At 60.9% G+C, this 24,539-nt stretch carries 20 protein-coding genes and 1 pseudogene; 8 read left to right on the top strand and 13 right to left on the bottom strand.

The genetic code is table 11. The features are described from left to right. Positions 1 to 168 precede the first annotated feature (168 nt). From ldcA to OKW45_RS21745, 5 genes are all read right to left on the bottom strand, one after another. Entirely contained in the window at positions 169 to 1,095 is a 927-nt protein-coding gene (ldcA, locus tag OKW45_RS21765; RefSeq protein ID WP_018417685.1) for a muramoyltetrapeptide carboxypeptidase, read from the bottom strand. 26 nt (positions 1,096 to 1,121) lie between these two features. Continuing rightward, positions 1,122 to 1,850, bottom strand: a complete 729-nt coding sequence (tadA, locus tag OKW45_RS21760) for a tRNA adenosine(34) deaminase TadA (protein ID WP_429471034.1) — start codon at positions 1,848 to 1,850, stop codon at positions 1,122 to 1,124. Beyond that, positions 1,847 to 2,248: a DnaJ family domain-containing protein gene (locus OKW45_RS21755; RefSeq protein WP_018417683.1), complete on the bottom strand. Its 402-nt coding sequence runs from the start codon at positions 2,246 to 2,248 to the stop codon at positions 1,847 to 1,849. The genes tadA and OKW45_RS21755 overlap by 4 nt, the downstream gene beginning before the upstream one ends. Before the next feature lie 508 nt (positions 2,249 to 2,756). Beyond that, on the bottom strand, positions 2,757 to 3,368 hold the full coding sequence (locus OKW45_RS21750) for a 2'-5' RNA ligase family protein (protein ID WP_429471032.1): 612 nt from the start codon (positions 3,366 to 3,368) through the stop codon (positions 2,757 to 2,759). Between the two features lie 209 nt (positions 3,369 to 3,577). Continuing rightward, positions 3,578 to 4,189, bottom strand: a complete 612-nt coding sequence (locus OKW45_RS21745) for a LysR substrate-binding domain-containing protein (protein WP_429471030.1) — start codon at positions 4,187 to 4,189, stop codon at positions 3,578 to 3,580. 38 nt (positions 4,190 to 4,227) lie between these two features. Between OKW45_RS21745 and OKW45_RS21740 the strand changes: the two genes are divergently transcribed. The 6 genes from OKW45_RS21740 (at position 4,228) to OKW45_RS21715 (ending at position 13,272) form a co-directional block, all read left to right on the top strand. Then, complete coding sequence (locus OKW45_RS21740) at positions 4,228 to 5,166, top strand: MFS transporter (RefSeq protein WP_429471028.1); 939 nt, start codon at positions 4,228 to 4,230, stop codon at positions 5,164 to 5,166. A 51-nt stretch (positions 5,167 to 5,217) separates the two neighbouring features. Continuing rightward, complete coding sequence (locus OKW45_RS21735; protein WP_429471026.1) at positions 5,218 to 6,528, top strand: amidohydrolase family protein; 1,311 nt, start codon at positions 5,218 to 5,220, stop codon at positions 6,526 to 6,528. Between the two features lie 79 nt (positions 6,529 to 6,607). Beyond that, positions 6,608 to 8,068, top strand: a complete 1,461-nt coding sequence (locus OKW45_RS21730; RefSeq protein WP_429471024.1) for a DUF3375 domain-containing protein — start codon at positions 6,608 to 6,610, stop codon at positions 8,066 to 8,068. 2 nt (positions 8,069 to 8,070) lie between these two features. Then, positions 8,071 to 8,727: a DUF4194 domain-containing protein gene (locus OKW45_RS21725; protein ID WP_026225324.1), complete on the top strand. Its 657-nt coding sequence runs from the start codon at positions 8,071 to 8,073 to the stop codon at positions 8,725 to 8,727. Continuing rightward, positions 8,720 to 12,091 carry an ATP-binding protein gene (locus tag OKW45_RS21720; RefSeq protein WP_429471022.1) on the top strand — a complete coding sequence of 1,124 codons (3,372 nt, stop codon included), beginning with the start codon at positions 8,720 to 8,722 and terminating at the stop codon, positions 12,089 to 12,091. Before OKW45_RS21725 ends, OKW45_RS21720 begins: the two co-directional genes overlap by 8 nt. Next, on the top strand, positions 12,088 to 13,272 hold the full coding sequence (locus OKW45_RS21715; RefSeq protein WP_429471020.1) for a Wadjet anti-phage system protein JetD domain-containing protein: 1,185 nt from the start codon (positions 12,088 to 12,090) through the stop codon (positions 13,270 to 13,272). The genes OKW45_RS21720 and OKW45_RS21715 overlap by 4 nt, the downstream gene beginning before the upstream one ends. A 92-nt stretch (positions 13,273 to 13,364) precedes the next feature. Here OKW45_RS21715 and OKW45_RS21710 read toward each other — a convergent pair whose 3' ends face one another. Together OKW45_RS21710 and OKW45_RS21705 are read right to left on the bottom strand one after the other, a co-directional pair. Next, positions 13,365 to 15,764: a DEAD/DEAH box helicase gene (locus OKW45_RS21710; protein WP_429471018.1), complete on the bottom strand. Its 2,400-nt coding sequence runs from the start codon at positions 15,762 to 15,764 to the stop codon at positions 13,365 to 13,367. A gap of 356 nt (positions 15,765 to 16,120) precedes the next feature. Then, a pseudogene (locus OKW45_RS21705) lies at positions 16,121 to 16,246 on the bottom strand (tyrosine-type recombinase/integrase); the annotation flags it as partial. A gap of 101 nt (positions 16,247 to 16,347) precedes the next feature. Here OKW45_RS21705 and OKW45_RS21700 point away from each other — a divergent pair. After that, a complete protein-coding gene (locus OKW45_RS21700) occupies positions 16,348 to 16,620 on the top strand; it encodes a type II toxin-antitoxin system TacA family antitoxin (RefSeq protein ID WP_429471016.1) in 273 nt (90 codons plus the stop codon). Further along, positions 16,617 to 17,099 (top strand): GNAT family N-acetyltransferase, encoded by a 483-nt coding sequence (locus OKW45_RS21695; protein ID WP_429471014.1) that lies wholly within the window; start codon positions 16,617 to 16,619, stop codon positions 17,097 to 17,099. Before OKW45_RS21700 ends, OKW45_RS21695 begins: the two co-directional genes overlap by 4 nt. Positions 17,100 to 18,322: 1,223 nt before the next feature. On the opposite strand, the gene OKW45_RS21690 is transcribed toward OKW45_RS21695, so the two are convergent. From OKW45_RS21690 to OKW45_RS21665, 6 genes are all read right to left on the bottom strand, one after another. Beyond that, a complete protein-coding gene (locus tag OKW45_RS21690; protein ID WP_429471012.1) occupies positions 18,323 to 18,649 on the bottom strand; it encodes an H-NS family nucleoid-associated regulatory protein in 327 nt (108 codons plus the stop codon). Next, positions 18,558 to 18,761, bottom strand: coding sequence for an H-NS histone family protein (locus OKW45_RS21685; protein ID WP_429471010.1), 204 nt, complete (start codon positions 18,759 to 18,761; stop codon positions 18,558 to 18,560). Before OKW45_RS21685 ends, OKW45_RS21690 begins: the two co-directional genes overlap by 92 nt. Before the next feature lie 385 nt (positions 18,762 to 19,146). Next, positions 19,147 to 20,166 (bottom strand): IS110 family RNA-guided transposase, encoded by a 1,020-nt coding sequence (locus OKW45_RS21680; RefSeq protein ID WP_187639731.1) that lies wholly within the window; start codon positions 20,164 to 20,166, stop codon positions 19,147 to 19,149. A gap of 262 nt (positions 20,167 to 20,428) precedes the next feature. Beyond that, a complete protein-coding gene (locus OKW45_RS21675) occupies positions 20,429 to 21,427 on the bottom strand; it encodes a hypothetical protein (protein WP_429471008.1) in 999 nt (332 codons plus the stop codon). After that, positions 21,424 to 23,262, bottom strand: coding sequence for an ORC-CDC6 family AAA ATPase (locus tag OKW45_RS21670; RefSeq protein ID WP_429471007.1), 1,839 nt, complete (start codon positions 23,260 to 23,262; stop codon positions 21,424 to 21,426). The genes OKW45_RS21675 and OKW45_RS21670 overlap by 4 nt, the downstream gene beginning before the upstream one ends. Further along, on the bottom strand, positions 23,259 to 24,536 hold the full coding sequence (locus OKW45_RS21665) for a metallophosphoesterase family protein (RefSeq protein WP_429471005.1): 1,278 nt from the start codon (positions 24,534 to 24,536) through the stop codon (positions 23,259 to 23,261). Before OKW45_RS21665 ends, OKW45_RS21670 begins: the two co-directional genes overlap by 4 nt. Positions 24,537 to 24,539 lie beyond the last annotated feature (3 nt).

The following is a 24,539-nucleotide window of genomic DNA, read 5'->3' as shown; positions in this document are numbered from 1 at the left end:
GGTTTTGACAATGCCACGATGAGTACTGGCAACCAGTTTTTGTCAACAAAAACTGAAAACCTTGGCGATGGGTGTGGAAGGTGGTGAGTGTGCAAATACCGACAGTTAGTTGCGTTACTGACGCAAAAAAGCGGGCGATCCGCCCCCTCCGCCCCGCTTATGGCGGCTTCAGCCAATGCTCGGATAGCCCGACGCCGTCAGCCTGAAGCCATGCGCATTGGCGACCAGATGCGCGTCCGCGCCGACCGGCAGCGTCACCATGTTATGAACGTGTCCGTACTGCAGCCCCGTCACGACAGGAATGCCGATCAGCGAGCGCACTTGCTCGACCATCGCGTGCAGGTCGTAGCCGTTGTCGTAGTCGTACGGCTTGCCGCCCGATAAATCACCGAGCACGAGCGCCTTCTGCTGTGCGAGGATGCCGGCCAGATGCAGCTGATAAATCATCCGCTCGATGCGGAACGGCTGCTCGTTGACGTCCTCGACGAACAGGATGCCGCCCTGCACCAGCGGCATATACGGCGTGCCGACAAGCGACGCCACCACCGCCAGATTGCCGCCCCACAACGTGCCCGTTACGTCGACGCTCTGCGCTTGCGGCGTGTCGCTCTCGACCGTGATGGTCGACTGCGTCAACGCCGACCAGAAATGCCGCATCGTGAATTCGCTGAGCTGCTCGGCGCCGAAATCGCTCATCAGCATCGGGCCGCCGAAGGTCTTCAGGCCGGCGCGCGCGAGCAGCGCCAGTTGGATCGCGGTGAAGTCGCTGTGACCGACCAGCGCTATCGGCTGATCGGCGAGCCGCCGCTGCAGCCCTTCGTAGTCGAGACCGTGCAGAATCCGCACCGCGCCGTAGCCGCCGCGCACGGCCAACACGACATCGGGCAGCTCACGCGATGGATCGGCGAGCCGGTTCAGATCGGCCGCGCGCTCGCCGTCGGTGCCGGCGAAGCGCTGGTAGCGGCGCTTCGCGGCCTCCTCGCCGTCGACTCGATGCCCCTGCGCACGCAGCCGATGCAGCGCGCGATGCAGCACCTCCGGATCATGCGGATAGCCGGATGGCGCAATCAGTTCGATGGTGCGAGAAGCGGTCATGGCAAGACCCGTTGGGCGTGGTTGTTTTAGAGCGGCGTGGTTGGAGGCGGTTCGCTGCGGGAGGGTGTGGCGGTGTCAACGGCAGCTTCGGCCGCTTCAGCCCTTTCGCCGCGCGCCGCCGCGCGGGCTGCGCGACTCGTCCGACGCCGCTCGGCAAAAAACGAGCTGAGCGCGGCACCGCATTCGGCTTCGAGGACGCCGCCGCTGACCGTCGTGTGATGGTTCAGCTGAGGATTCGCGAACGCATCGACCACGCTGCCGCACGCGCCGGTTTTTGGATCGCGCGCGCCGAATACGACACGTGCGATGCGCGCGTGCATGATCGCGCCGGCGCACATCAGGCAAGGCTCGAGCGTCACATAGAGTTCGCAACCCGGCAGACGGTAGTTTTCGAGCGACTGCGCGGCTGCGCGCAGCGCGACCATTTCGGCGTGCGCGGACGGGTCATGCGCGCCGATCGGATGATTGAAGCCCGTGGCGATGACTTCGTCGCCGCGCACGAGCACCGCGCCGACCGGTACTTCGCCGGCTGCGCGCGCTTCTTCGGCGGCGGCCTGAGCGAGCGCCATGAAGCGCAGGTCGCGTTCGGAGATGATGGCAGCGTCGGAATTTCCGGGAGGGATGGCGGCAGCGGCCATCGGGTGATCAGCCGCCGGTGCAAAGACCGCGCCGATGCAAGCGCCAACGGATTTCTCGCCGGCCTCGGCTGGCGCAGAAGAGCCGATCGAGGCGGCACACGGGAGCGGCTCGTTCACTGCGAACCCGCGGCGGCGACATCGACATTGCCCACGCGCTCCGAGAGACGCTCCGCGATGCGGCGGCAATATTCGCGCGGCAGGACCATCGGGCCGCCGCGCAGCGATTCGAGCGCCATATCGAGCGCGAGCATGCGCGCCTGGAGACGGCAACGGGTCGGCTGATCGCTCACGGCATTCAGCTCCGTTTGCAGATCGCGCAACGCGCGAAGCTGCTCGACGGCGGGCGGCACGAAGCCCGCATTTTTCAGAATCCGGTTGGCGACGCGCACCTCTTCCGGCACCAACGCATCGTCGTCGAGGGCCAGCGGCGCGCCCGCACCCGGCAAGTCGTCGAACTCTCCGCGCGCGGCGGCGGCGGCAATACGCTGTTCGACAAGCGCATCAAGCAATTTCATCTGCAATCCACAACGTTGCGGCCCGAGCATTCTATCAGGGAGCGCACGGACGCTCCGTGCTCACGTGACGGCATAAAGGCGCCGATTTGACGGCAACTCGGCATTTGACGGTGTTTCAGCGTGGACTTAGAGTAAGTCATCAAGTCGCACAACGCGCGCGGCGCTTAACCGGCGCGGCACGCAGAGGTTCCCTCTCGTCGAATTTGATGCCGCCATGCCATTCACACCGATCGGCTGTCCCAGTGCTCTTCCCGTCGCGGAACCGCGTCCGATCTGCGCCGCGCAGCCAGTGCGAGGGGGCCAGCAAACGTCTCGGCGGAACGGCGTGCGTAGCGCGCTGGCGGCGATTACCGCGGCCGTGCTGCTTTCCGGCTGCGGCGTTTTTTGCGGTGGCGCCGCGGCGAGCGGCGGCGCCTATGCCGGGGGCTGCGGGACGAGCGTGCGGTTCTAGCCGGCGCCTCGCGAAACAGCCGCGAATTCGTCACCGAGGTGGCCTACGCCTCCTCCCTCAGCTCGGCCCCACCAACGGCCACCGCGCGAGGACGATATGTCTGGTCCGTCCCAGCAGGCTGTGCATCAGCGCAAACTCGCGCACATTCCAGCACGCCGCCTCGGCCGTACGGCGCTCGATCCACTGCATCCCGTACGCCAGCGTCACGTGCGGCGTAAAACGTGCGTCGGGCTCGATGCCGTCGTCGCGCAAGCCCGCTTCGAGCGCATCGTGAAGCACGTGCAGTCCGTGCACACCGTGCTCGCCCACCAGCACCGCCGGCCCGAGCCGCGGCCTTTTCGCGAAGCTGGCGACCGCGTCGAATTCGACCGTAAACGGCGCCATGCTGACCGCCGCGGCCGCCCGTTTCGCCGCCTCGACCACATCCGCCGGCAAGCCGCCCGCGAAATTGCCGAGATGCCTGAGCGTGACGTGCAGACGGTTCGCCGCGAGCGGTTTGCCGCGCACGCCGCTGTGCCCGCCGCTACGCACGCGTGCCTCCACGCAAAGCTGCTGCGCGAACTTCGCGATACCGGCCGAGGTATTGGCATCGGGATAGACCGCGAAAAAGAGCCCGTCGGTGAGCGGGGGCGGCGCCTCGAGTCCGGGCAACCACAGTTGTTCAGCCATCGCGCCTCGTTCCTTCGCTGATTTTTTCCGCCGATCCGCACACCGCCGCACAAGCGGCCCATTGCAGCCATGATACTGTATATTCATACAGCACGACAGGCCGTGTGCAATTGCGACGCGCTACAGAGCGGCCGGCTTGCCGATGCGTTTGTACCAAAGCTCGATAAACGACTCGGCCGCCGGCGACAGCGAATGCTCAGCGCGTCGGATCAGATCACGTCGCGTGTGACGAGCGGCGATTCGAGCCTGCGCGCGACCAGATCGCGATGTGGAAACGACCCGAGCAGAATGCCCGGAAAAATCGCGATACCGGGACCGGCCTGCACCATCGAAAGCCCGGTCGTCATATAGGACACTTCGTACTCGACCGCCTTGCGCATGCCGAGCGTGAACAACGTTTCGTCGATCAACTTGCGGATGCCGCTCGTCGACTTGATGCCGATCCACGGAGACTGCAGCGCATCCTTCCAGCTCACACGCCGCTTTTTCGCGAGCGCCGAATCCTTGCGGCAGATCGCGCACAAGTTGTCACGCGCGAGGCATTGCAGCGTGATGCCCTCGGGCCGCTCGCTGATCGTGCCGATGCCGAACTCGACGTCGCCCGTCGGCGTCGACGCGCTCAGGCGATCGGGCGCGGCGTCGTCGACCGAGACCTCGATGTTCGGGTACAGCGCGCGATATTCGGCGAGCAGTTTCGGCACGATCGCCGCCACGATCGACGGCGTCGCCGCAAAGCGCAGCCGACCGCGCTCACGGCCGGCCAGTTCCTTCACGCTCGTCATCGCGATGATGACGGTGGCCGCCGCGATGATCGCGCTCACCCCGCTTCCAGCAGATCGGCCTGATCGCGCCGGCGATCGTGCTGTGCGCGCGTCTGTTGCAGGGCATTTCGGCCGGCGGCGAATTCGGCACCGCGACCGCGATGTTGATCGAATATGCACCGACAGCGCGCCGCAATCTGTATGGCAGCTGGCAGATGTTCGCACAGGCCCTGGGCGCGTTGCTCGCGGTCGCGATGGGCAGCGCGCTCACGCATCTGTTCACGCATGAGGCGCTCGAGTCGTGGGCATGGCGCATTCCATTCCTGCTTGGTCTGCTGATCGGCCCGGTCGGCTTCCATATCCGCCGCGATCTGCCAGAAACCGAGGCGTTCCTGAAGCTCGGCGCGCGCGTGAAGGTACCGTTCTCACGCGTCATGATGCACTATCCGCGCGAGTTGTTCGTCGCGACCGCACTGTCGGCCGCGCTCAACGTGATGGCCTACGTGATCATCACGTATCTGCCGATTTACGCGGTGCAGAACCTGCATATGCCGGTGACGCCGCCGCTTTCCGTGCTGCTCGCGAACGTGCTGCTGCGCGCGGTGACGATTCCTCTATTCGGTCATCTCGCGGATCGCATCGGCGGCGAACGCATGATTCGCGTCGCGCTCGCGCTGTTTCTCGTCGTGCTGTACCCCGCTTACTACTGGATCGTCAACGCGCCGTCGTTCGCGTCGATCATGTCCGTCGAACTCGGCTTCGCGCTGCTGATCAGCGCGTCGAACGCGCCGATTCCGACCGCGCTCGCCGGCCTGTTCCCGACCGAAGTCCGCTCGACCGGCCTCGCGATCTCGTACAACATCGGCGCGGCCGCTTTCGGCGGCTTCTCGCCGATGGTGCTGACGTGGCTGCTGCACGTGACTGGCAACAACATGATGCCTGCGCATTTCTGCGCGGTGTTCTTCGCGCTCGGCCTGATCGGCGCGTTCATGCTGAAGCGCCGCGCCGCGCCGGTGAACGAGTTCGCCACCCAGTAGCCCGCTCATCCCCGTTTTCCTCTTACCCGCACTTTCTCCGGGAGATCCCGCATGCCTGTCATTGACGTTCATACGCACATCTTCACGCACAAATGGCTCGAACTGCTGCGGCAGCGCGGCGGTGCGTACAACATTCAGACGCGCCCCGACGGTCAGCAGGAAGTGTTTCGCGGCAACACGCCGGTCGTGATTCCGCAAAAAGGCCACTTCGATTTCGACATGCGGATCCGGCAGATGGATGAATCGGGCATCGATATTTCGGTCGTGTCGCTGACCTGCCCAAACGTGTACTGGGGCGATCAGGCAACCAGTTGCCTCGCCGCGCGCGAATCGAACGACGCGATCGCCGAAGCACAGGCCAGATATCCCGGCCGCATCCGCTGGTTCACGTCGCTGCCGTGGGAATATCCGGAAGCGGCGCTCGAAGAACTGCGCCGCACCTGCGAGAACGGCGCGAGCGGCGTGATGGTGCTCGCGAACATCGCGGGACGCAACCTCACCGATCCGATGTTCGCGCCGATCTGGGCCGAGATCGACCGTCGCGCGTTGCCGGTGCTCGTGCATCCGACCGATCCGCCCGGCGTCGATCTGATGGACATGACGAAGTTCGATCTGAGCTGGGCGGTCGGTTTCATGTTCGACACGACGCTCGCCATCACGCGGATGATCTTTGAAGGCTTCTTCGATCAGTATCCGAATCTGAAGCTCATCGCGTCACATGCGGGCGGTGCGTTGCCTTATCTGGCGGGCCGCTTCGAGAAAGCCAACGAGATCGGGATCCCGCAACGTCGCAAGATGAAGCGCAAGCCGATCGATTATCTGCGCCGTATCTACTACGACTGCATCACGTATAGCCCGGCGTCGCTCGAATTTCTCGTCTCGGTGGTCGGCGCGGATCGCGTGCTTTTCGGGACCGACTGGCCGCATCAGGTGTACGACATTCGCGGCGCGTTCGCCAACACCGCGCGTCTGCCGAAGGAGCAATGCGACGCGATCCGCGGCAACAACGCGCTGCGGGTCTTCGGTTCTGACGCGAGTCGCGGCGGCAGCGAGGACCTGATGCGCCGGGATACGCTGGCAATTCTGTTCTCGCAACGACACCTCGCCCTTGCGCCGCGCGCGACGACTACCGCGGCGCTCGCGCGACCAGATCGTCGAGCAGCACCGCCCATCTCGAGGTCCATTGCACGGCATCGGACAACAGGCACCCGCTCCGTTAAAAAAGCCAGCAAGACCGAGCATCTGAAGCCGATTCGATACCGTCGTCGATACCGTGAGCGAACCCCTGCGCGGGCGCCCACGTACACCGCCAGAAACACCGTGAGACTCATTCCAGAGCGGAGCCTTGCAAAATTGGGATGACAATCGGAGTAGGATACTGGCCTTTTGAGCCAAAGATCGGCGATCTCCTCAGGGGTGCCGAACCCGTCATCTCGCACCGATGCCCCTCGACTACCCTACCCTCGATGCGCTGCGCACGCGCCATCCCGCTTGGCGCCTGTTACGCTCCGACCACGCGCCGCTCGCTGTCAGCTTCCTGCACCGCGTGTTCGTCGCGCCAAACGTGCGCGTGGTGGCGGCTCCGCTTCTTGCCGAAGCACTCGAAGATGAGCTTTACGCGTTGCGCGAACAACTCGGCGATGACGCCTTCCCGAAGCCGGCGCTCGAGTATCTGAACGACTGGGCCAGCCCTGAAAAGGGATGGTTACGCAAGTACTATCGCCAAGGTTCCGATGAACCGCAGTTCGACCTGACACCCGCCACGGAGAAAGCGATAGCGTGGCTCGGCACGCTGACGGAACGCAGCTTTGTCGGCACGGAATCGAGGCTCTTGACACTTTTCGAGCTGCTGCGGCAGATGGGCGAAGGCAGCGAGGCGGACCCCGAAAAGCGTCTTGCCGAACTCCACACGCGGCGCGGCCAGATCGACGAAGAAATCGCCCGCGTGGAGGCCGGTGACGTTCGGCTGCTCGACGATGCCGCGCTCAAGGACCGCTTTCAGCAATTCATGCAGATGGCGCGCGACCTGCTCACGGATTTCCGTGAAGTCGAACAAAACTTTCGGCTGCTGGACCGACATGTGCGCGAGCGAATCGCGCTCTGGGAAGGATCGAAGGGTGCGCTCATCGAGGAAATCATGGGCGAGCGCGACGCGATCGCCGATTCGGACCAGGGCAGCAGCTTCCGGGCGTTTTGGGACTTCCTGATGTCGAGCCGCCGTCAAGAGGAGCTCTCGAAACGGCTCGAGCGCGTGCTGGCGCTGCCGGCGGTCATGGAAATGAGGCCCGACGCGCGCACGCGGCGCGTCCACTATGACTGGCTGGAAGCCGGCGAGCATACGCAGCGCACGGTAGCTCAGCTCTCGCAGCAGCTTCGACGCTTCCTCGACGATCAAGCGTGGCTCGAAAACCGCCGCATCATGGACATTCTGCGCGGTATCGAAACGAAAGCGCTTGCGCTGCGCGAAGCGCCCCCACCAGGCTCCGTCATGGAGATCGAGACCGCATCCACTGACATCGAGCTGCCGATGGAACGCCCGCTTTGCGCGCCGGCGCTGCGCCCTCTCATTGCCAACGTCTCTATCGAAACCGGTGAGGCGAACCTCGATGCCTCGGCACTCTACACGCAGATCGTCGTCGATCGCGCGCGCCTCGCAGGCCATATCCGCCGATGCCTGCAAGATCGGCCGCAAGTGACGCTTGCCGAATTGACCGCTTCGCAGCCTCTCGAGCATGGGCTCGCCGAGCTCGTCGCCTATTTGCAACTGAGCGCCGAAGCTGGATCGTTTCGCGCGACCGTCGATGAGACCATTTCCGATACGATCGAGTGGCAGGCGAACGACGCCAACGGAACACCAATCATTAAGCGCACGACGATGCCGCGTGTGATTTTCACAAGGTAGAGATGACGGAAGAACAGCAAGCCTCGTCGCCTGGTCGAGGTGATTTGTCGACAGTTGCCATCGCGCTGCTCAAGGGCGTGGTTTATCGTGATGGAAACGAGCACCTCTGGGCCGCACTGCTCGAATTGCAGACGCACGCGCGCGACTACGTCGCCGTGCTTGGCCTCGAGCTCGTCGTGGACGAGGCGGAAGGCTACGCCTTCGTAAAAAGCCGCGCCGCGCATGACGCTGAAGTCGATGGGGAACAGGCTAAGCTACCCCGGCTCGTTGCCCGGCGTCCACTCTCGTTCCCCGTGAGCCTGCTGCTCGCGCTGCTGCGAAAGAAGCTGGCGGAATGGGATGCTGGCGGCGGCGACACACGGCTCGTCCTTGCGCGCGAGGACATCGTCGAGCTCGTGCGCGTATTCCTTCCCGCGAGCACCAACGAGGCGCGCCTGGTCGATCAAATCGATACACACGTGAACAAGATCGTCGAGCTCGGCTTCCTACGCCGGATGAAGACCACGAGCGGACCGCCCACATTCGAGGTGCGGCGCATTCTCAAGGCGTTCGTCGATGCGCAATGGCTGCTCGATTTCGACGCCCGGCTCGCGAGCTATCGGGCGCACCACCTTCAAGATTCGACGGTTTCTGACCGACAGGAGAGCCGCGATGAATGAGCCGCGCACGCTCGGCCTCGATTTTGCCATCGACGACGCCCTGACGGGCTTTCGCCTCGAGCGGCTCGAGGTTTTCAATTGGGGAACCTTCGACGAACGAGTCTGGGTGCTGCGGGTCGATGGCCGCAACGGCCTGCTGACAGGAGACATCGGCTCCGGCAAGTCGACGCTAGTCGACGCCATCACCACCCTCCTCGTGCCCGCGCAGCGCATCGCCTACAACAAGGCGGCAGGCGCGGACAGCAAGGAACGTACGTTACGCTCGTATGTGCTTGGCTACTACAAGTCGGAGCGCAACGAGGTCACGGGGACGGCCAAGCCCGTGAGCCTGCGCGACCATAACAGCTATTCGGTGATTTTGGGCGTGTTTCGTAACGCCGGGTACGATGCCACAGTCACACTCGCGCAGGTGTTCTGGATGAAAGACGCACACGCTCAACCCGCGCGATTCTTCGTCTGTGTCGAACGCGATCTCTCGATCGCCGCTGACTTCTCGCGCTTCGGCACCGACATCGCACAGCTGCGCAAAAAGCTGCGCGGGCTGGGTGCCGAAATCGAGGACACATTTCCGAAATACAGCGCCTGGTTCCGGCGGCGCTTCGGAATCGAAAACGAGCAAGCGCTCGAGCTCTTCCATCAAACGGTATCGATGAAATCGGTGGGCAATCTCACCGACTTCGTACGCAGCCACATGCTTGAGCCGTTCGACGTTGCACCGCGCGTCGACGCACTGATCACTCACTTCGACGATCTGAATCGCGCGCACGAGGCGGTACTGAAAGCCAAGCGCCAAGTGGAACTGCTGACACCGCTCGTCGACGACTGCGATCGCCACAGCGAGCAAGGACACGTTCTCGAAGGCTGGCGAGCGTGCCGTGAAGCACTGAAACCCTACTTCGCCGGGCTCAAGCTCGGCCTCATCGAGCGCCGCCTCCAATTGCTCGACGAGGATCACGCGCGTGCAATATCACGCAAGGCGCGGCACGAAGAAGCGCGCGACCAGGCGCGCCAGCGCGTTGACGATTTGCGCCGCGCCGTGGCCGAACAAGGCGGCAATCGCATCGCGCAGCTCGAGGTCGAAATCCGCCAGCACGAGCGAGAAAGCGCGCGTCGCCGCGAACGCGCGCAACGCTATGCCACCATCGTTACGCTGCTCGGCGAAACCGAGGCCACGGATGAGGCCGCATTCGCTTCGCAACGCCAACGTCTGGCCGAGCGGCGCAGCTCGCTCGTCGACGACGAAGCGCAAAAGCAAAACGCGATTACCGAATGGAGCGTGGCCTTTCGCGAAGGGAAAGCGCAGCGTGATCTGCTAGAGGACGAAATCGCGAGCCTGAAAGCTCGACGTAACAACATCCCGAAGGAACAAGTCGCGATGCGGGCGAGCCTATGCTCGGCGCTCGGTCTGGAGGAAGACGCCCTGCCGTTCGCCGGCGAACTCATTCAGGTGCAGGAGGATGCGCGCGACTGGGAGGGCGCCGCCGAGCGCGTCCTGCGCAACTTCGGCCTGTCGCTGCTCGTGCCCGACGAGCACTATGCGAACGTCGCCGCGTGGGTCGATCGCACTCATCTCCGGGGGCGGCTCGTCTACTTTCGCGTGCGCTCTGAACGCGCCGCGCGTGCAGCCGAGGCCATCGAGCTACACCGCCACTCGCTCGCGCACAAACTCGCGATCAAGCCCGATTCGCTGTTCTATGGCTGGCTCGAGCGCGAAATCGGCCGCCGGTTCGACTATGCATGCTGCGATACGCAGGAGCAGTTTCGGCGCGAGATGCGCGCGATCACGCGTGCGGGCCAGGCGAAAGCGCTTGGCGAGCGCCACGAAAAAGACGACCGCCGCGCGCTTGACGATCGCAGCCGCTACGTGCTGGGTTGGAGCAACACGGCCAAAATTGCCGCCCTCGAAGCACAACGGCGAGCGCTCGAGGTTCGGCTTGGCGAGATCGGACAGAAGCTTGGAGAAGCTCAAAGCGAGCACGCGAAGGTGCGCGAGCAGCTCGAAGCGCTTGCGCGCATCGGCGAGTTCGTCGACTTCCGCGACATCGACTGGGGAAGCGGCGCGACCGCGATCGCACGTCTGGCAGACGAAAAAGCCCGCCTCGAAGCGGCAAGCGACGCCCTCGCGGAGCTAACGGCCCAATTGGACTCGGCGCAAGCGTCGTTGACAGAGAGTGAAGCGGCGATCTCGGAAACCGACTCGGAACTGGGCGGTATCCTGGCCAGGCGGGAGGCAGCGCAAACGTTGCGCGACGAGACGCACGCGCTCGTTGCGGAAGTGAATGCCGAACTTGCCGAGCGAATCGAGGCGCTGCGAGCGGAGATTCTCGGCGAACACCAGCTTTCCGTCGAGTCATGCGACAACCGCGAGCGGGACGTGCGAGAGGCGTTGACGACCCGTATCGACAACGAAACGAAGTCGCTCGGCCGCCTTGCCGAAAAAATCGTCAAGGCCATGGCGGCCTTCAAGGATGCCTACAAGCTCGAAACGGCCGACTTCGATGCGAGCCTCGACGCGACCTCAGAGTACCGTGACATGCTCGCGCGGCTGCAAGCGGACGATCTGCCGCGCTTCGAAGCGCGTTTCAAAGAGCTGCTCAACGTCAATACGATCAACGAGATCGCCAACTTCCACGGCCAGCTCGCCCGCGAACGGCAAACGATCAAGGAACGTATCGAACGCATCAACGAATCGTTGCGACAAATCGACTACAACGCGGGCCGATACATCGTCCTCGAGAGTCAGTCCAGCCCCGACGCGGAGATCCGCGAATTCCAGAGCGACCTGCGTGCTTGCACCGAGGGCGAACTCACCGGCTCGGACGATAGCCAATACTCGGAGACCAAGTTCCTGCAAGTCAAACGGATCATTGACCGGTTCCGCGGCCGCGAAGGGTTGACCGAGCAGGACCGGCGCTGGCGCGCCAAAGTGACCGACGTGCGCAACTGGTTTCTGTTCGCCGCCAGCGAGCGTTGGCGTGAGGACGACAGCGAATACGAGCACTATTCGGACTCGGGCGGTAAATCGGGCGGCCAGAAGGAAAAGCTCGCCTATACGATCCTTGCCGCGAGTCTCGCCTATCAGTTCGGCCTCGAATGGGGCGCCGTGCGTTCTCGATCGTTCCGCTTCGTCGTCATCGACGAGGCGTTTGGACGAGGCTCCGACGAATCGGCGCAATACGGTCTCACCTTGTTTCAAAAACTGAACCTGCAACTGCTGATCGTCACGCCGCTGCAGAAGATTCACATCATCGAGCCGTTCGTTTCGAGCGTCGGATTCGTTCAGAACGAGGGCGGACGCGCCTCGAAGCTGCGCAACCTGTCGATCGAGGAGTACCGCGCGCGCAAGGCGGAGTTCGAGCGATGAATTGGACGACGACCGCCGAACTGCGCGTTCGCCTCCAGCGCCTATGGGAGCGTGGCGAATGGCTGCGGAGCCTCGTAGACGGCACCGAGGGGCTGTTCCCGCTACGTCTAACGATAAAAGGCCCGAGCTCGTCCGAATTGGCCGAACGCTTCGACGCGGTACGCGCATGGATCGCGGAGATTGCCGCGACACCGCGCGTACGCATCGAATGGCGAGAAATCAATCATCGAATTCTCGGCCTGCAGCGTTTGCCACAAGCAGCTTGGGTGGACAGTCTGGACGATGCGCTCGCGGTCGCCGGCAAGCGCCGCGACGCAGCGCAGTTCGAGCGGCTGCTCGAAATCACACGCTCCCGCCAGCCGAAGCTCACCACGTGGCTTGCGCAGCGCCCGTTGCAAGCACTCGAATTCGCAGGCGATTGGGAACGACTGCTGGCAGTCGTCGATTGGCTGCAAGCACATCCGCAGCCGGGCGTATATCTTCGCCAAGCCGAAATCGCCAACGTCGACACGAAATTCATCGAGGCGCGGCGCGGCGTCCTCGCCCAATGGCTCGATCTCGTGCTGCCGTCGGAGTCAATCGACAGCAGCCGGACAGCCGCCGCCCAATTCGCTGCTCGCTACGGGTTCCGCGAGAAGCCGCCTCGGATTCGATTTCGCGCGCTCGATGACAGGCTCGCCGTTCTGCCCGGCATGGGCCGGCCCGACATCGCACTCGACGCGGACAGCTTCGCGCGCCTCACACTGCCATGCCGCCACGTGTTCATTACGGAAAACGAGATAAATTTTTTGGCGTTTCCCGACGTTCCGCAGTCGATCGTGCTCTTCGGGGCGGGCTACGGTTGGGAAGCTCTCGAGCCGGCGCGATGGCTCACGGACTGTGCGCTCCACTACTGGGGCGACATCGACACGCACGGCTTCGCCATTCTCGATCAATTGCGCAGCCGGTTCCCGCATGTTGGATCGTTCTTGATGGACCGCGCGACGCTGGTGGCGCATGAAGCGTTCTGGGGAGAAGAAGGCGATCAGGTCACCCGCGATCTGCCGCGGCTCACTGCCGAAGAGCGGGAACTCTTCGATGACCTCCGCGACAACCGGATTCGCCATGGATTGCGGCTCGAGCAAGAGCGCGTGGGATTCGGGTGGGTCAGGGCGGCGCTCGAAGAGCGGGCTTGCGCTTAGAACTTCCCCATCTCACCGTCAGGTACAACTCGAATACGACTCGAAGCAGGCCGCCTCGAAGATGCCTGCCCCAACTCCCACGTTCAGCGACTTTAGTTTGCGCTGCCGTTGCGCAGCAGAGCATCCGAGATCGTCGACAGCACCTCAGCCAGTCGTCTTGCCGTCTCGGGAGATGGCAGCGGCAACCTGAGACTTCGCGCGCCCGTCACGGCATCGCGCTCGACCCACGGGTGTGCGGCAACCGCGCCATCGCCCGGCTCATTCAACGCCGACGCCAGCGCCGCGCCGAACTGCAGCAACCCTGACCACGGTTCGAAGGACGCGCCTCGTTGCGCTGTATCGATGGTCGAAGCTTGAGGCTGCTCTCCGGTACCGGCGAGGTCGGTTTCCACGACGCTCGCGTCACGCGCCGCGTCGCCGGACACGACTGCGCCGCTCGCGGCTTCCTCCGCCGCGGCCATGACCTCGCTCTCTCCCATGCGCCCCGCGACGTTTTCGACATCCTTCATGAAGCGGGTCAGGCGCGAACCACCGAGCAGAATTTCGCTGGCGCCGCCATCGAGGATGCCTTCCGCCAGCGAGCGCTTGAAAGCCAGCACCGACAGCATGCCCTCCTCGATCGTTCCCTTCGCGATGTAATTGACGACTTGTACCGGCTTTTTCTGGCCCAACCGATAGACGCGCGCGATGCGCTGTTCCAGCACCGCCGGGTTCCACGGCAGATCCATGTTCACGAGCGTCGACGCGTGCTGGAGGTTGAGCCCCGTGCTACCTGCGTCCGTCGACAGAAATACCCGACAGTCCGAATCGTCCCGAAAGCGCTGCACCAGTGCGGGCCGATTTTCCGACGGCACGCCGCCATGGAAGCTGACGTAGCCGATGCCGAGCTTCTTGAGCCGGCGAATGACTATCTCATGCGTGCGCGTCCATTGACTGAACACCACGACTTTCTCGTCCGGCTGCGTGAAAAGCGACTCGAACAACGTCGCCAGCTCGTCGGCCTTCACGCCATGATCGGTTTCCTGGTCCAGCAGATAGGTGCTGTTGCACGACATGCGCATGTTCTGCAAAGCACAGGTGAGGCGCCGCTGGTCCTGATCCGACAGAAACCTGGTGTTACGCCAGCGCCGGACGATTTTGGCCACGATGTCCGCGTTTTCCGTGTGATACGCCATCTGCAGCTCGGTCATGGGCACCAGCAGATTCTGGTCGGTGCGCCCGGGCAACTGCAGCAGCACCTCGGACTTGCGACGCCGTATCATGATCGGTGCCAGGGTCTGGCTGATCTTTTCGAGGCCCGTGTATCCCGTCACGCGTCCCGCCTCGTCCTTGACCTGATGTTCGTGCAGCAGCTTCCACGTGGGCCCGAGTCGGTGCTGGTCGACGAATTGAACGATGGAAACGAGTTCCTCCAGCTTGTTTTCGAGAGGCGTTCCCGTCAGCACGACGGCATAGGGGCTGTCGATTCGCTTGAGAGCCTTCGCCGCAATGGTGTTCCAGTTCTTGATGCGCTGCGCCTCGTCGACGATGACCAGCTCCGGCGCCCACGCGGAAATCATGTCAAGGTCCGATTTCAGCTTCTCATAGTTGGTGATCTTGTAGAGATCCTGGGCCGCATATTCGCCCCGCCTCTGGGCAAGGCCGCCCGCGACTACCCTCGAAGCGTGGCCGGAAAACCGCGTGATCTCGCTCTGCCACTGATACTTGAGCGAAGTCGGGCAAATCACCAGCACTTTCGACACGCCAAAATGCCGGATCAGGATTTCCGCCGCCGCGACGGCCTGCACCGTCTTGCCGAGGCCCATTTCGTCGCCGATCAAGGCGCGCCCGGCACGCACGGCGAACAATGCGCCTTCGGCCTGGTACGGATAGAGCGGCACCTTGAGCAGCTTCTTCAGCGAGGGCGTCGCCCCTCCTTGCGGAAACTGCCCGTCGAGCATCCTGGCACGGCGCGCCGCATCGTTTCGGCCGGCGATGAAATCGAGCGCGTCGTCATGGGCGCGCAATTCGTGCCCGGCCTTCGCCACCCTGGAGAGAAAGCGCCCGAGATCTTCGAAACGGTCCTCCGGCAGATGCCATCGCCGAGACTCGTCGAACAAAGCGGCGGCCGCTTTGGCTACCTTTGCCGGACAATCCGCGCCGGCGCGAAAATGGACCGCTCTGCCTCCCTCGTTTCGCAAATACAGCTCCGAGAATGCGGGCTGATAACCACGGGCGAAGGCCGCCTTTGCGCCTCGCTTGCGCAGCAGTCGCGACAAGGTAAATTCAATGTGCTTGCAGGTGCCGAGTTCGTTGGTGGCGTAATCGGGACAGTCGCAAAAGTTGTCGCCCGGGCAGGTCCCACGAATCGACACGCGATAGCTGAAGTTCGACTCCGGATTGCCGACGCGGAATTCGGAGAAATACGTCTCCGTCCCGAGATTCTCCAGCGAGAACGCTTGCTCTTGCCCGAATTGCCGACGCAAGGCGCGCTGCCAGTCGGCGGGCGACATGTGATCGGGGGCGTGGAGGCGGGAAAGCTTCGAGGATCGACGTGACTTGGTGGAAGAGTGTTTGCTAGTCATGACTTGACGTGATATTTGCGCGACCGACCCGCTCCAACAATGCGAAGTCCAGCGGGTCTCGGATTGCCTCCCACGCGGGCAGATCCAGTCAATCCGCCAACGGCTGAATCCGCCCCCCGGATCGAGTCCGTAAGGCGTCCTTGATTGCCCACCGGCTCGGTAAAAAGAGGACACACAGTATATCCCGGGCCTCGTCCTCCATCGCCCGCAGATTCGACACACAAGGTGGCACTCAGCACCGGCACTACCACAGTCTCGGGCAATAGTTTCGGCACGTAGCTCTACCCGTCGATCCAGGCATCGACCATGTTGGCCCACTCATGCAGCATGTGGCGCCGCTGCTCGGCGTACTCTACCTTGTTGTAGATCGAACGTCCGTCCACGTGCGCCAGGCACTTCTCGATCCAGTCGCCAGGCTGAAACTTGACTGATTCTGCTACGGCGCGTATTGATCAGATATACATTGCTCTATCACACGTATATCTATCGTATATACAGTATGGAGTGCATCATGCGCGACGCACCTATTAATCTTCGCGCCTTGCCAAAGCAACGTGATCTGATCGATTACGCAGCGAGCCTGCTTGGCAAAAACCGCTCTGACTTTATGTTGGAGGCCGCTTGCGAGCGCGCTCAGACCGTCGTCCTGGATCGCACTTTCTTTGGGCTTGATTCGGAAAAATTTAAGCAGTTCACCGAATTGCCAGACGCGCCGAAAGTCGCAAACGCGGATCTTGCACGTCTTATGGACGTGAAAACCCCTTGGAATGAAAACAGCGAATGAATCGGAAGCTTTCTGCTCCGCAGCCGCTGCTGGCCGAGCACGACGTTGCCAGCTTTTCCTGCGGAAGGCTGGAGCTTGACGACTGGCTGAAGCGGCGCGCCCTGATTAACCACAACAGTGGGGCAAGCCGTGTATTAGTAACGACCGATGATACCGGCCGCGTCTACGGCTACTATGCCCTCGCGGCTGGAGCCGTTGCCCATGTCGATGCAACCGGCAACGTTCTTCGAAATATGCCGAATCCAATTCCGGTGGTTGTGCTTGGCCGGCTAGCACGAGACGTAAATACAAAAGGCGTCCAACTCTGCGCTGCCCTTTTGAAGGATGCGCTCAATCGCGCTAGCTCGATCGCAAAAGATCTTGGCGTACGTGCGATGCTTGTGCATGCGACTGACGCACACGCAGCGGCTTTCTATGAGTCGTACGGGTTCACACCTTCTCCGGTTCGCCCCCTCACACTCATGCTCCGATTGGCATGACGAGTGCGCAGAAAAGCCGCAGGGTGCGGCTTTTCTTCACCTGGCCAACTTTCCGCCACTACAGAATTGTCCAAAATATACGTCGGTACACGTGCCGTGGACAGCTGAAATTGCTGTCCGTGTACGAGCTTGCGCACGACCGAAACCCGGCTTCATGAAGCCCAGGTATGTAGTTCCGAAGCTGACGAATGACGCTCAGAAAGGCTGGTCGGCAATCTTGTACAGAGTTGTACGGGGCTTGAGGTTGCGAAGCGCGAATTCGGTGAGCATCGTGGGTCGTGCTCGTGGTTGGGACGACTTTTTACCGTCACCAACCACAAGACCTACAGACGCCCGCAAACCCACGCGGAGTCTAGCTTTTCGGGGAAAACCTTACCGTCATGCCCGGAATCGCATTGACGGTAACAATTGAAACCCGGATTTCGAACGGAACCATACCGTCCGGTTTACCGACACTTGTACCGTCTTTGATACCGTCAAATACGTCCAGCTTTCTACGGAATGGTGAAGATACTCATTAAAAATCAAATACTTAGAAGCAACGTTGCACTCTGATAGACAATCCGAACAAGCCTCGTAAGCCATTGATTTAATTGAGATATTTTTACCCTCATTCCCACTCGATTGTCAACCGGTGCCCGGGCTCCTTGTGTAGACGGGCTTTCCGTCCGGTTGGGTAGCGACGATACCGTTAGTGATACCGAAAAATCCTGCCAGCACTAAGCGGTTCTCTTTGAATCACGACGGAGGATCAATGCGCCTTCTGCAAATTATCATGGAGATGGGTTGTCTAAAAACGACTTTTGTAAGGTGATACCGTCGTCGGTACCGTCAGGCGCTTTCCAACGCGGTCCAATTAAAGCCCGTTGATGCTGCTACCTTCAACGCGGCCAATTAATTGCCGCAGATACTAGGATGTACGCGAAGGCTCCGCGCCAACGCCGACACGCCAACGCCCAAGGTCGGCGTAGTCGCGACGTCTCCCCAAAAAATATTGGGCGTGATCCCGAAAGTCGTCGCCGAATTCCTGAAGAAGAGCCGCCTACAGCCCTTGGAACTGGTTCAGGTCGGGGACTAATGCGCAATGAGATCCCGCGACTTCAAGCCCGCTGAAGGCGACCGCCCCCAATTCGCACGACCTACGGACCTGCGTCGGGCAATTTACAATCACGCTGCATTGCCTGCTCAGGCCTCGCCATCGGAGCGTGGCCGCTGCTTGCGAACTATCTCGCAGCCGCTCTTTTCGCGGAATTCGCCGTTTTTGATGCGCTAACGTTGCAACCGGTCAGGAATACACTACGGTCCCTCACGTCCGCAAGCCATGCAGGTGCACGGCCACGTCCGCGCCAGGTAGCACCCGTTTTCGGATCAGGATATTTTGTCGACTGCGGACCGCGAATGTAGTTGCTCACTCGCTTGCCGCTCTCGCGTTTGGTCGCCGGATACTGCACGCTGCCGCTAACAAGAAACCTTCCTCGATCCTTCGCTGGCAATCCAGGTCGGCGCACGACCTCGACCTGTCCACGTGGCCTCGCTTTTGGGATCAACATACTTTGCACTGCCGGGTTGTTCACCGCCGCCGACTTTGCTGGGTCGTCGGCCGCCTCTCGCGCCGCCTATTTGGAATTCGAGGTCTGCCAACGTGACGTCATGCCTTTCCAACAACTCCTGGATCTCTCCTATAGCTGCCAGCGATCACTTCCTGAGCGCATCAGCCTCCGACTGCAATGGCGCAATCTTTGCTTGTATGTTTTCTAGCATAGCCATCATTTCTATATGAACGCGTCCCTTTGCGCTAGTTCTCGCTTGTGTGACAGACAGGATGGGCTGCTGCTCTATATCCGGGCTTGTTGCAGCCCAATAGGCTACGGCCCCCTATGAAATCCGCTGGCCCGCGCCTCACTCCTCAAACGAGCTCGAAGCTCTGGAAATGATTCAGGCTTGGCGGGCCCCGGTCCTACCTGGCTTGTCATCACACTCGTTTGCTGCGCAACCTTTCGACGTTCACCCTGTGTCAAACGTTGATCTTCTACATCGCGTGAGCCATTCAGGCCGGATTCACGCTGACATAGTCCTTCCGGTATGGCCGGTTATGGGCCAGTACGGCCCAGATCGTTCGCGCCATCTTGTTGGCCAGTGCGACGACCACGACATTCTTTGGCCGCCGCTTCTTCATCTGCTCGACCCACTCACCCGGCTCCTTTGCGTGCTCAAGGACGCTACGCGCACCGTGGATCAGCAGTGTGCGCAGATACGTGTCACCCCTCTTGCTGATCCCGTGCAGATTCACCTTGCCGCCCGAACCCGTCTGCCTCGGTACGATCCCAACCCACGCGGCAAACTCCCGCCCCGAACTGAACGCTTTCGGATCGCCCATCATCGCGACTGCCGCCGTTGCCGTCAGCAGTCCGACGCCGGGAATCTCGCCGATTGCCTTTACCGATTTGTCTTCCTTCTTCCACTCGCGCATGCGGCGCTCAATCTGCGCTACCTGTTCGTCCAGCTTCGCCAGTCCGTTCCACTGCTCGCGAAACGTGTCAATGATCACAGCAGGCAGACGCTCAGCGAGCCGTTCGAGCACCACTGGTATCTCCTTGTCCAGCTTGCTTCGCCCCTTGCTCATCACCTCGCCGTATTCCGTCAGCAGTCCTCGCAGGCTATTGGTCTGCATCGTTCGGAACTTGAGCAGTTGCTGCCTCATCCGGTGCAGCCCAAGCATCGCCTGCTGCATCTCAGTTTTTACCGCTACCGGCTTGCCTGGCTGCTGTACTGCCAGCCAGATCGCCCGGGCGTCCGCCGCATCGCTCTTGTTGCGGACATTGAACGCTTTCACAAACTCCCCCGGCATCAGCTTCACCTCGTGGCCCATCTTCGTCAGTTGCCGGGCCCAGTGGTGCGCACCACCACACGCTTCTATCCCGATCAGGCACGGCGCACGGTTCGCGAAATGTTCAAGGAACTTTGCCCGCTTGATCGGCTTGTTCACGATCTCGCCGGTTTCCTGATCGATGTAATGCACCTGGAACACGTTTTTCGCGATGTCCACGCCGACTGCTGTACGATTCACGACTGGATCCTCCGGTTGCCTTGGGAAACTTCCTATTTTCCACGTGCGTACATCGATGCCGTTGGCCGGTGAGGATCCACCTTGATTTGCTCACTCGGTCACGGGGTGGGACGCGTTCATTTCATTCCTCTTAGTCGCCAAAATGCCCGCGCTTTGCTTGACGAAACACAAGGATGTCAATCTGGTAGCAGTACTATCGTTATGCAATCACCTCAGAAGAGAAACACATGCGCCTCGCACAATGGACTGCAAGGCTTCAGCGTCAAAATGCAACCTCGTTCAGATTAGTTCTTCCAGCCGAAAGCCGTACCCTTATTGTGGCGAAATACGACGATCCGGGACGCTCAACAGGTTGTTCAAGTTCCTCGCCGCTGACGTGCCAGACCGATACCTCACGATGAACGAGCGCTACAAGCAGCGACACTGCGAAAAGGATTTTTGGGCCAAATGGCAATAGCACCGGCTTGTATTGCCCCTTCATGCCGGCCACCAGACCGCCGAGCATCTGGAAAGTCTCAACCGGCTGTAAAACATCATAATCGAAGACCTGTGCGTCGCTGGCCGCACGTATCAGTTGGCGATTGTGCTGCTCGACCTTGGCTCTGTATCGCTTCTCAGGAGATTCGGGAATAAACAATACATAGTCCGAGGACTGGATATACTCCACCGCCCCCAGTGCCTTTCCCCGCTCATATCCAAGTCCGACAACTGTCCGTACAGGCAATCCAGCCCGCGAGATCCACCCCGCAAAAACGGGATGTACCGGCGCGACACGACGATTGGGTTCGAGTGAGCCGGTCGCCGGCGGAACATAACGGGCCGGGTTATAGATCAACCACAGATCCACCTCGGACCATAGCCCCTGGCTCGCCAGTGCCGCAAACATACTTGCCACAATCCGCCGCGGCAGACAGCTTACGTCCACCAGAATCCGGAAGGGCTCCTGCCCTCTATTGCTGCCTTCTGTAGTGCCTTCCGCGCTGCATGCTTCGAGAAGGCTTCGGAAAGCGCTCTCATCATAGATGAAGTACTCAAACCCTGCTCGCTCGTAAACGCTCGAAGCGCGAGGCGACGGACGGTCGTGAGTCTGGACACGGATTGCGATTTTCCGTCCACATGAGGCTTTGATCAAACCCGGCACTTTCAACGCGCGACTCTCTCCGCTCACCGCGCAAACTACCATATCAAATGAGGCGGCATTGTCAGCCACGTCCGACGGATCAAACGCCTGCGCAGCTACCGGTATAAGGTGCTTGATCAAAACAGCGCTCCCTGTCGATGGCGTGCGTCGATTGCGTCTGCTCTCCTTCCGCTTCGCCTGGAAGCGGTGGCGTCAGACAGGATGGTCGAAAGCGAAACGCTTTTCGTCGATCGAAGGGGTAGCCGAAATTCTGGCGCCAGCAGGTAGGCAAGCCGGAACCTCTTGCCTTCCAGCGTACGGAAACCTCCCATCTCGTCCGGGTCAGACAAACTCACAACAGCTCCAAGGTTGATAGCGATTCTCAACGCCTTCTCAATTTCCCCATCAATGTGCGAGACCTCGAATGACAAGGGTATTTCTTCAATAAAGTCATCCTCTACCAGTCGGCGATTGAAATATGACCCTATCGTGGACAGCAGTTCATACACCGACTTTGTTGTCGTGATCCCCATCGCCTGCTCCGTCGCTGCCGTTTGTAACATGGCAGAGAACGCCTCGGACGCTTGCTCGATCGCGTGATGCTGAACAGAGCGATCGATTGGCAATGGATCCGTTTCCCGAGTGCGCGAGATAATCATGTTGACCATCCCGATGAACCAGCGGGGGTTGCCTTCACTTATCGACGCAAGTGCCTCCCATCCCGTGTAGACGCTCAGGAGTTTTTTACGGCCCTTTCGACTGAGCACGGCACCGCGGAAAGCATTTCGAAACGCAACCAGTGGAGCAATTTTTCGAACCAGCGACAAGGATGTGTCCGGGGACGCTGCATCGAGATGCTTTTCATCAAGGAACCGCGCGAATGACTGATCCTTCGACCTCAGTTCCAGGAAATCCTGACTAAGTTTGTCTAACCGGTCGCTCGCACGGGCTCCATTGCCTTGCTCATCAGAGTCTCCTTCCCATGTTCTGCCGAAGACCTGCGTCGGCGTCTTCCCTGCCAATGGCTTGTGATGCCCCACCCGGGAGTGAAACAGTTGATCGCAAAAACGCAGCGCAGAGACTTTCTCCGAATGCCACAGGTTGGTTTGCTTGTAGTCGTTCTTGTGGCTCGGTGGGCCGAGCGTATCAAGGCTCTCGGAAGTATGCGGTCCACAAGGGGCCAGGGCCACCTTGTAGAGCAATTTCCGGTTGGCTGAACGCAAACTGCCCAGCACCCGTCGCTGTAGCGAAGGGTGGGCAATCTCGAATTCGTCAAGCAGCAGTGCCCACTTATGATCGATGCGCTTCGCTGCCCGGTCGATGATTGAAAGACCGACAGTCAAAGCCACGTCAAATGGCAGCGTTGCATACGGAAGGCGCGCATAGACGTCGGATAGCGTGAGACCAGGTTTCGCAGCCAGCTCAAGGGCCCCTGAGTGAATGTCAAGCATCCGGAATGCAAGCGCAGTCTCCAGGCTGCCCATTGAAGCAATTTCGACGTCGAGTTTCCAGGCTTTCGCAATCTCGACAACCACCGACTCCAGGATTGGCCCCGGGATTGAGATTGAGCCGTGACAATCTTCGCCACTCACCGCACAGGACATTGTCGCCGCGGCAGACTGCAGAACATTGGTGCAAAAAGCGGCGGTCGTAACCGCCTCAAAACATTCATCACTCAGGCGTCCACCGCCGAGGCTTTCGACCATTGCGCCCCAGGCGATATCCGCTGGAACATAGATGCCAGTGTATCCGACCGCCGATCGCAAAGAGTCGGCCCGTTCGTGACGCCAACTGCGAACCGCTTCAAGAGACAACATCCTCAGATATGTGGTCTTACCGCTACCACGAGGTCCCACGACCAGCGCATTCCAGTTGCCTGCGATTTCCCAAAATTCGTCGGACGGAACGAACGAACCGACCATTTCGTTAAGACGCAAATCTTTTGCGTTGAATGCTTCAAGAAATGAGATAGTCATGATCGCTTTCGCCCAGCTTCTTCATACTTCCCGTCAACGTTGCTCGTGATGACAATGTTATGGCGTCTTAGCAGGCTTCGCTCAATCGACTTCATATCGCGTGGCGTCACATGACGCAGCCAGGGCACGTTCGCAATAATGTTTGCCCACGGCGTGGGCGCCGGAATCATTGCCGCTATTGCATCAGCCAGTTTGTCTGGATGGCCCCGCTCACCGAAACCGCAGCCCGTGTAAATGCCATCGAGCGTACTGTCCGACTGCTTCCAACCACTTCCCAGATACCAGTTCCAAGCTCGAACCGTGCCCAGCGGGGAGCCGCCACCGGACGGAAGAACGATGTCGATCAGGTAAAACTGGTTGCGCAGCCGTAACGATGCATCGTCAACAACCGCACCGAAGCTACTGGCAGCAAACACCACAGGCGGTGAAGCCCCGCCAGGTGCGTACGTAAGCTTCCCGTGATGCTTGTGACCATGGAATACTATCCAGTCTCCATGCTTCGAGAGTGTATCGAGCAGGCGCTGCCCGTTCTGCATGAAATCGTAGCTACCAAGGTGATGGTCTTCATGCTGGATGGGATGATGGTGACAGACAAAGAGGTTCATTTTCGACTGCGCTCCATCGGAGCTCTCCAGGGCGTCATCAAGCCACGACAGAGCGCTTTCCGCAATGCGTCCCCGCTCATACTCCACGGGCACCGCGTTATGGCGCGCGCAGCTGTTAAACACAACAAGGCGATAGCGAGGGTCGTTGTCGACGAGCACGTAGTCAGCCCCGAAGTAGTGAACTCGACGCTCGTGAGCCTGCGCGGGCGGAATCGTCGAGATGTGAACCGGATATGCCGGTTCAAGCTGTTTCAGGTTCTCGAAAAGATCCGCCGCGTCATTGAGATCTCGCACCACGTTTTTCCCGGAGCCAGGTGCTCGGGACGTGACATCGTGGTTGCCCGTCGCAGACGCTGTCAACGATGCCTTTAGTTCATCACCGAGTGTGACCAGACATTTCCACGCCACATTCAGACCGACAGGATCCGCATACGTCGTGATGTCGCCTGGACAAAGCAAAACATCTGCTGTCAGACCATGATTCTTCACAAGCGCCAGCAGCGAGGCCCACGGGTTATCACGACGCTTGAACTTCGGGCCTTCGGTGCTGACCACCTGGAGCCATGAGGGGTTTGGTTCGCCGGTGCCAGTACCGGCATAAAAGTGCGGGTCACTCAATAAAGCGACCGTAAGTATCACATCCCCCTGGTTCGACGATGAGGCTTGCACCGT

The organism is Paraburkholderia lebeckiae, assembly GCF_050436225.1.
Classification (GTDB): Bacteria; Pseudomonadota; Gammaproteobacteria; order Burkholderiales; family Burkholderiaceae; genus Paraburkholderia; species Paraburkholderia tuberum.
This window is presented reverse-complemented; position numbering and strand designations above follow the sequence as displayed.

Excerpts from the sequence above, each read along its gene's own strand:
- OKW45_RS21690 (WP_429471012.1), bottom strand. The coding sequence starts at position 18,649 with ATGTTGATCCCAAAAGCGAGGCCACGTGGACAGGTCGAGGTCGTGCGC.
- OKW45_RS21695 (WP_429471014.1), top strand. The coding sequence starts at position 16,617 with ATGAATCGGAAGCTTTCTGCTCCGCAGCCGCTGCTGGCCGAGCACGAC.
- OKW45_RS21720 (WP_429471022.1), top strand. The coding sequence starts at position 8,720 with ATGAATGAGCCGCGCACGCTCGGCCTCGATTTTGCCATCGACGACGCC.
- ldcA (WP_018417685.1), bottom strand. The coding sequence starts at position 1,095 with ATGACCGCTTCTCGCACCATCGAACTGATTGCGCCATCCGGCTATCCG.
- OKW45_RS21750 (WP_429471032.1), bottom strand. The coding sequence starts at position 3,368 with ATGGCTGAACAACTGTGGTTGCCCGGACTCGAGGCGCCGCCCCCGCTC.
- OKW45_RS21725 (WP_026225324.1), top strand. The coding sequence starts at position 8,071 with ATGACGGAAGAACAGCAAGCCTCGTCGCCTGGTCGAGGTGATTTGTCG.
- OKW45_RS21755 (WP_018417683.1), bottom strand. The coding sequence starts at position 2,248 with ATGAAATTGCTTGATGCGCTTGTCGAACAGCGTATTGCCGCCGCCGCC.
- OKW45_RS21700 (WP_429471016.1), top strand. The coding sequence starts at position 16,348 with ATGCGCGACGCACCTATTAATCTTCGCGCCTTGCCAAAGCAACGTGAT.
- OKW45_RS21735 (WP_429471026.1), top strand. The coding sequence starts at position 5,218 with ATGCCTGTCATTGACGTTCATACGCACATCTTCACGCACAAATGGCTC.
- OKW45_RS21710 (WP_429471018.1), bottom strand. The coding sequence starts at position 15,764 with ATGTCGCCCGCCGACTGGCAGCGCGCCTTGCGTCGGCAATTCGGGCAA.
- OKW45_RS21730 (WP_429471024.1), top strand. The coding sequence starts at position 6,608 with ATGCCCCTCGACTACCCTACCCTCGATGCGCTGCGCACGCGCCATCCC.
- OKW45_RS21715 (WP_429471020.1), top strand. The coding sequence starts at position 12,088 with ATGAATTGGACGACGACCGCCGAACTGCGCGTTCGCCTCCAGCGCCTA.
- OKW45_RS21670 (WP_429471007.1), bottom strand. The coding sequence starts at position 23,262 with ATGACTATCTCATTTCTTGAAGCATTCAACGCAAAAGATTTGCGTCTT.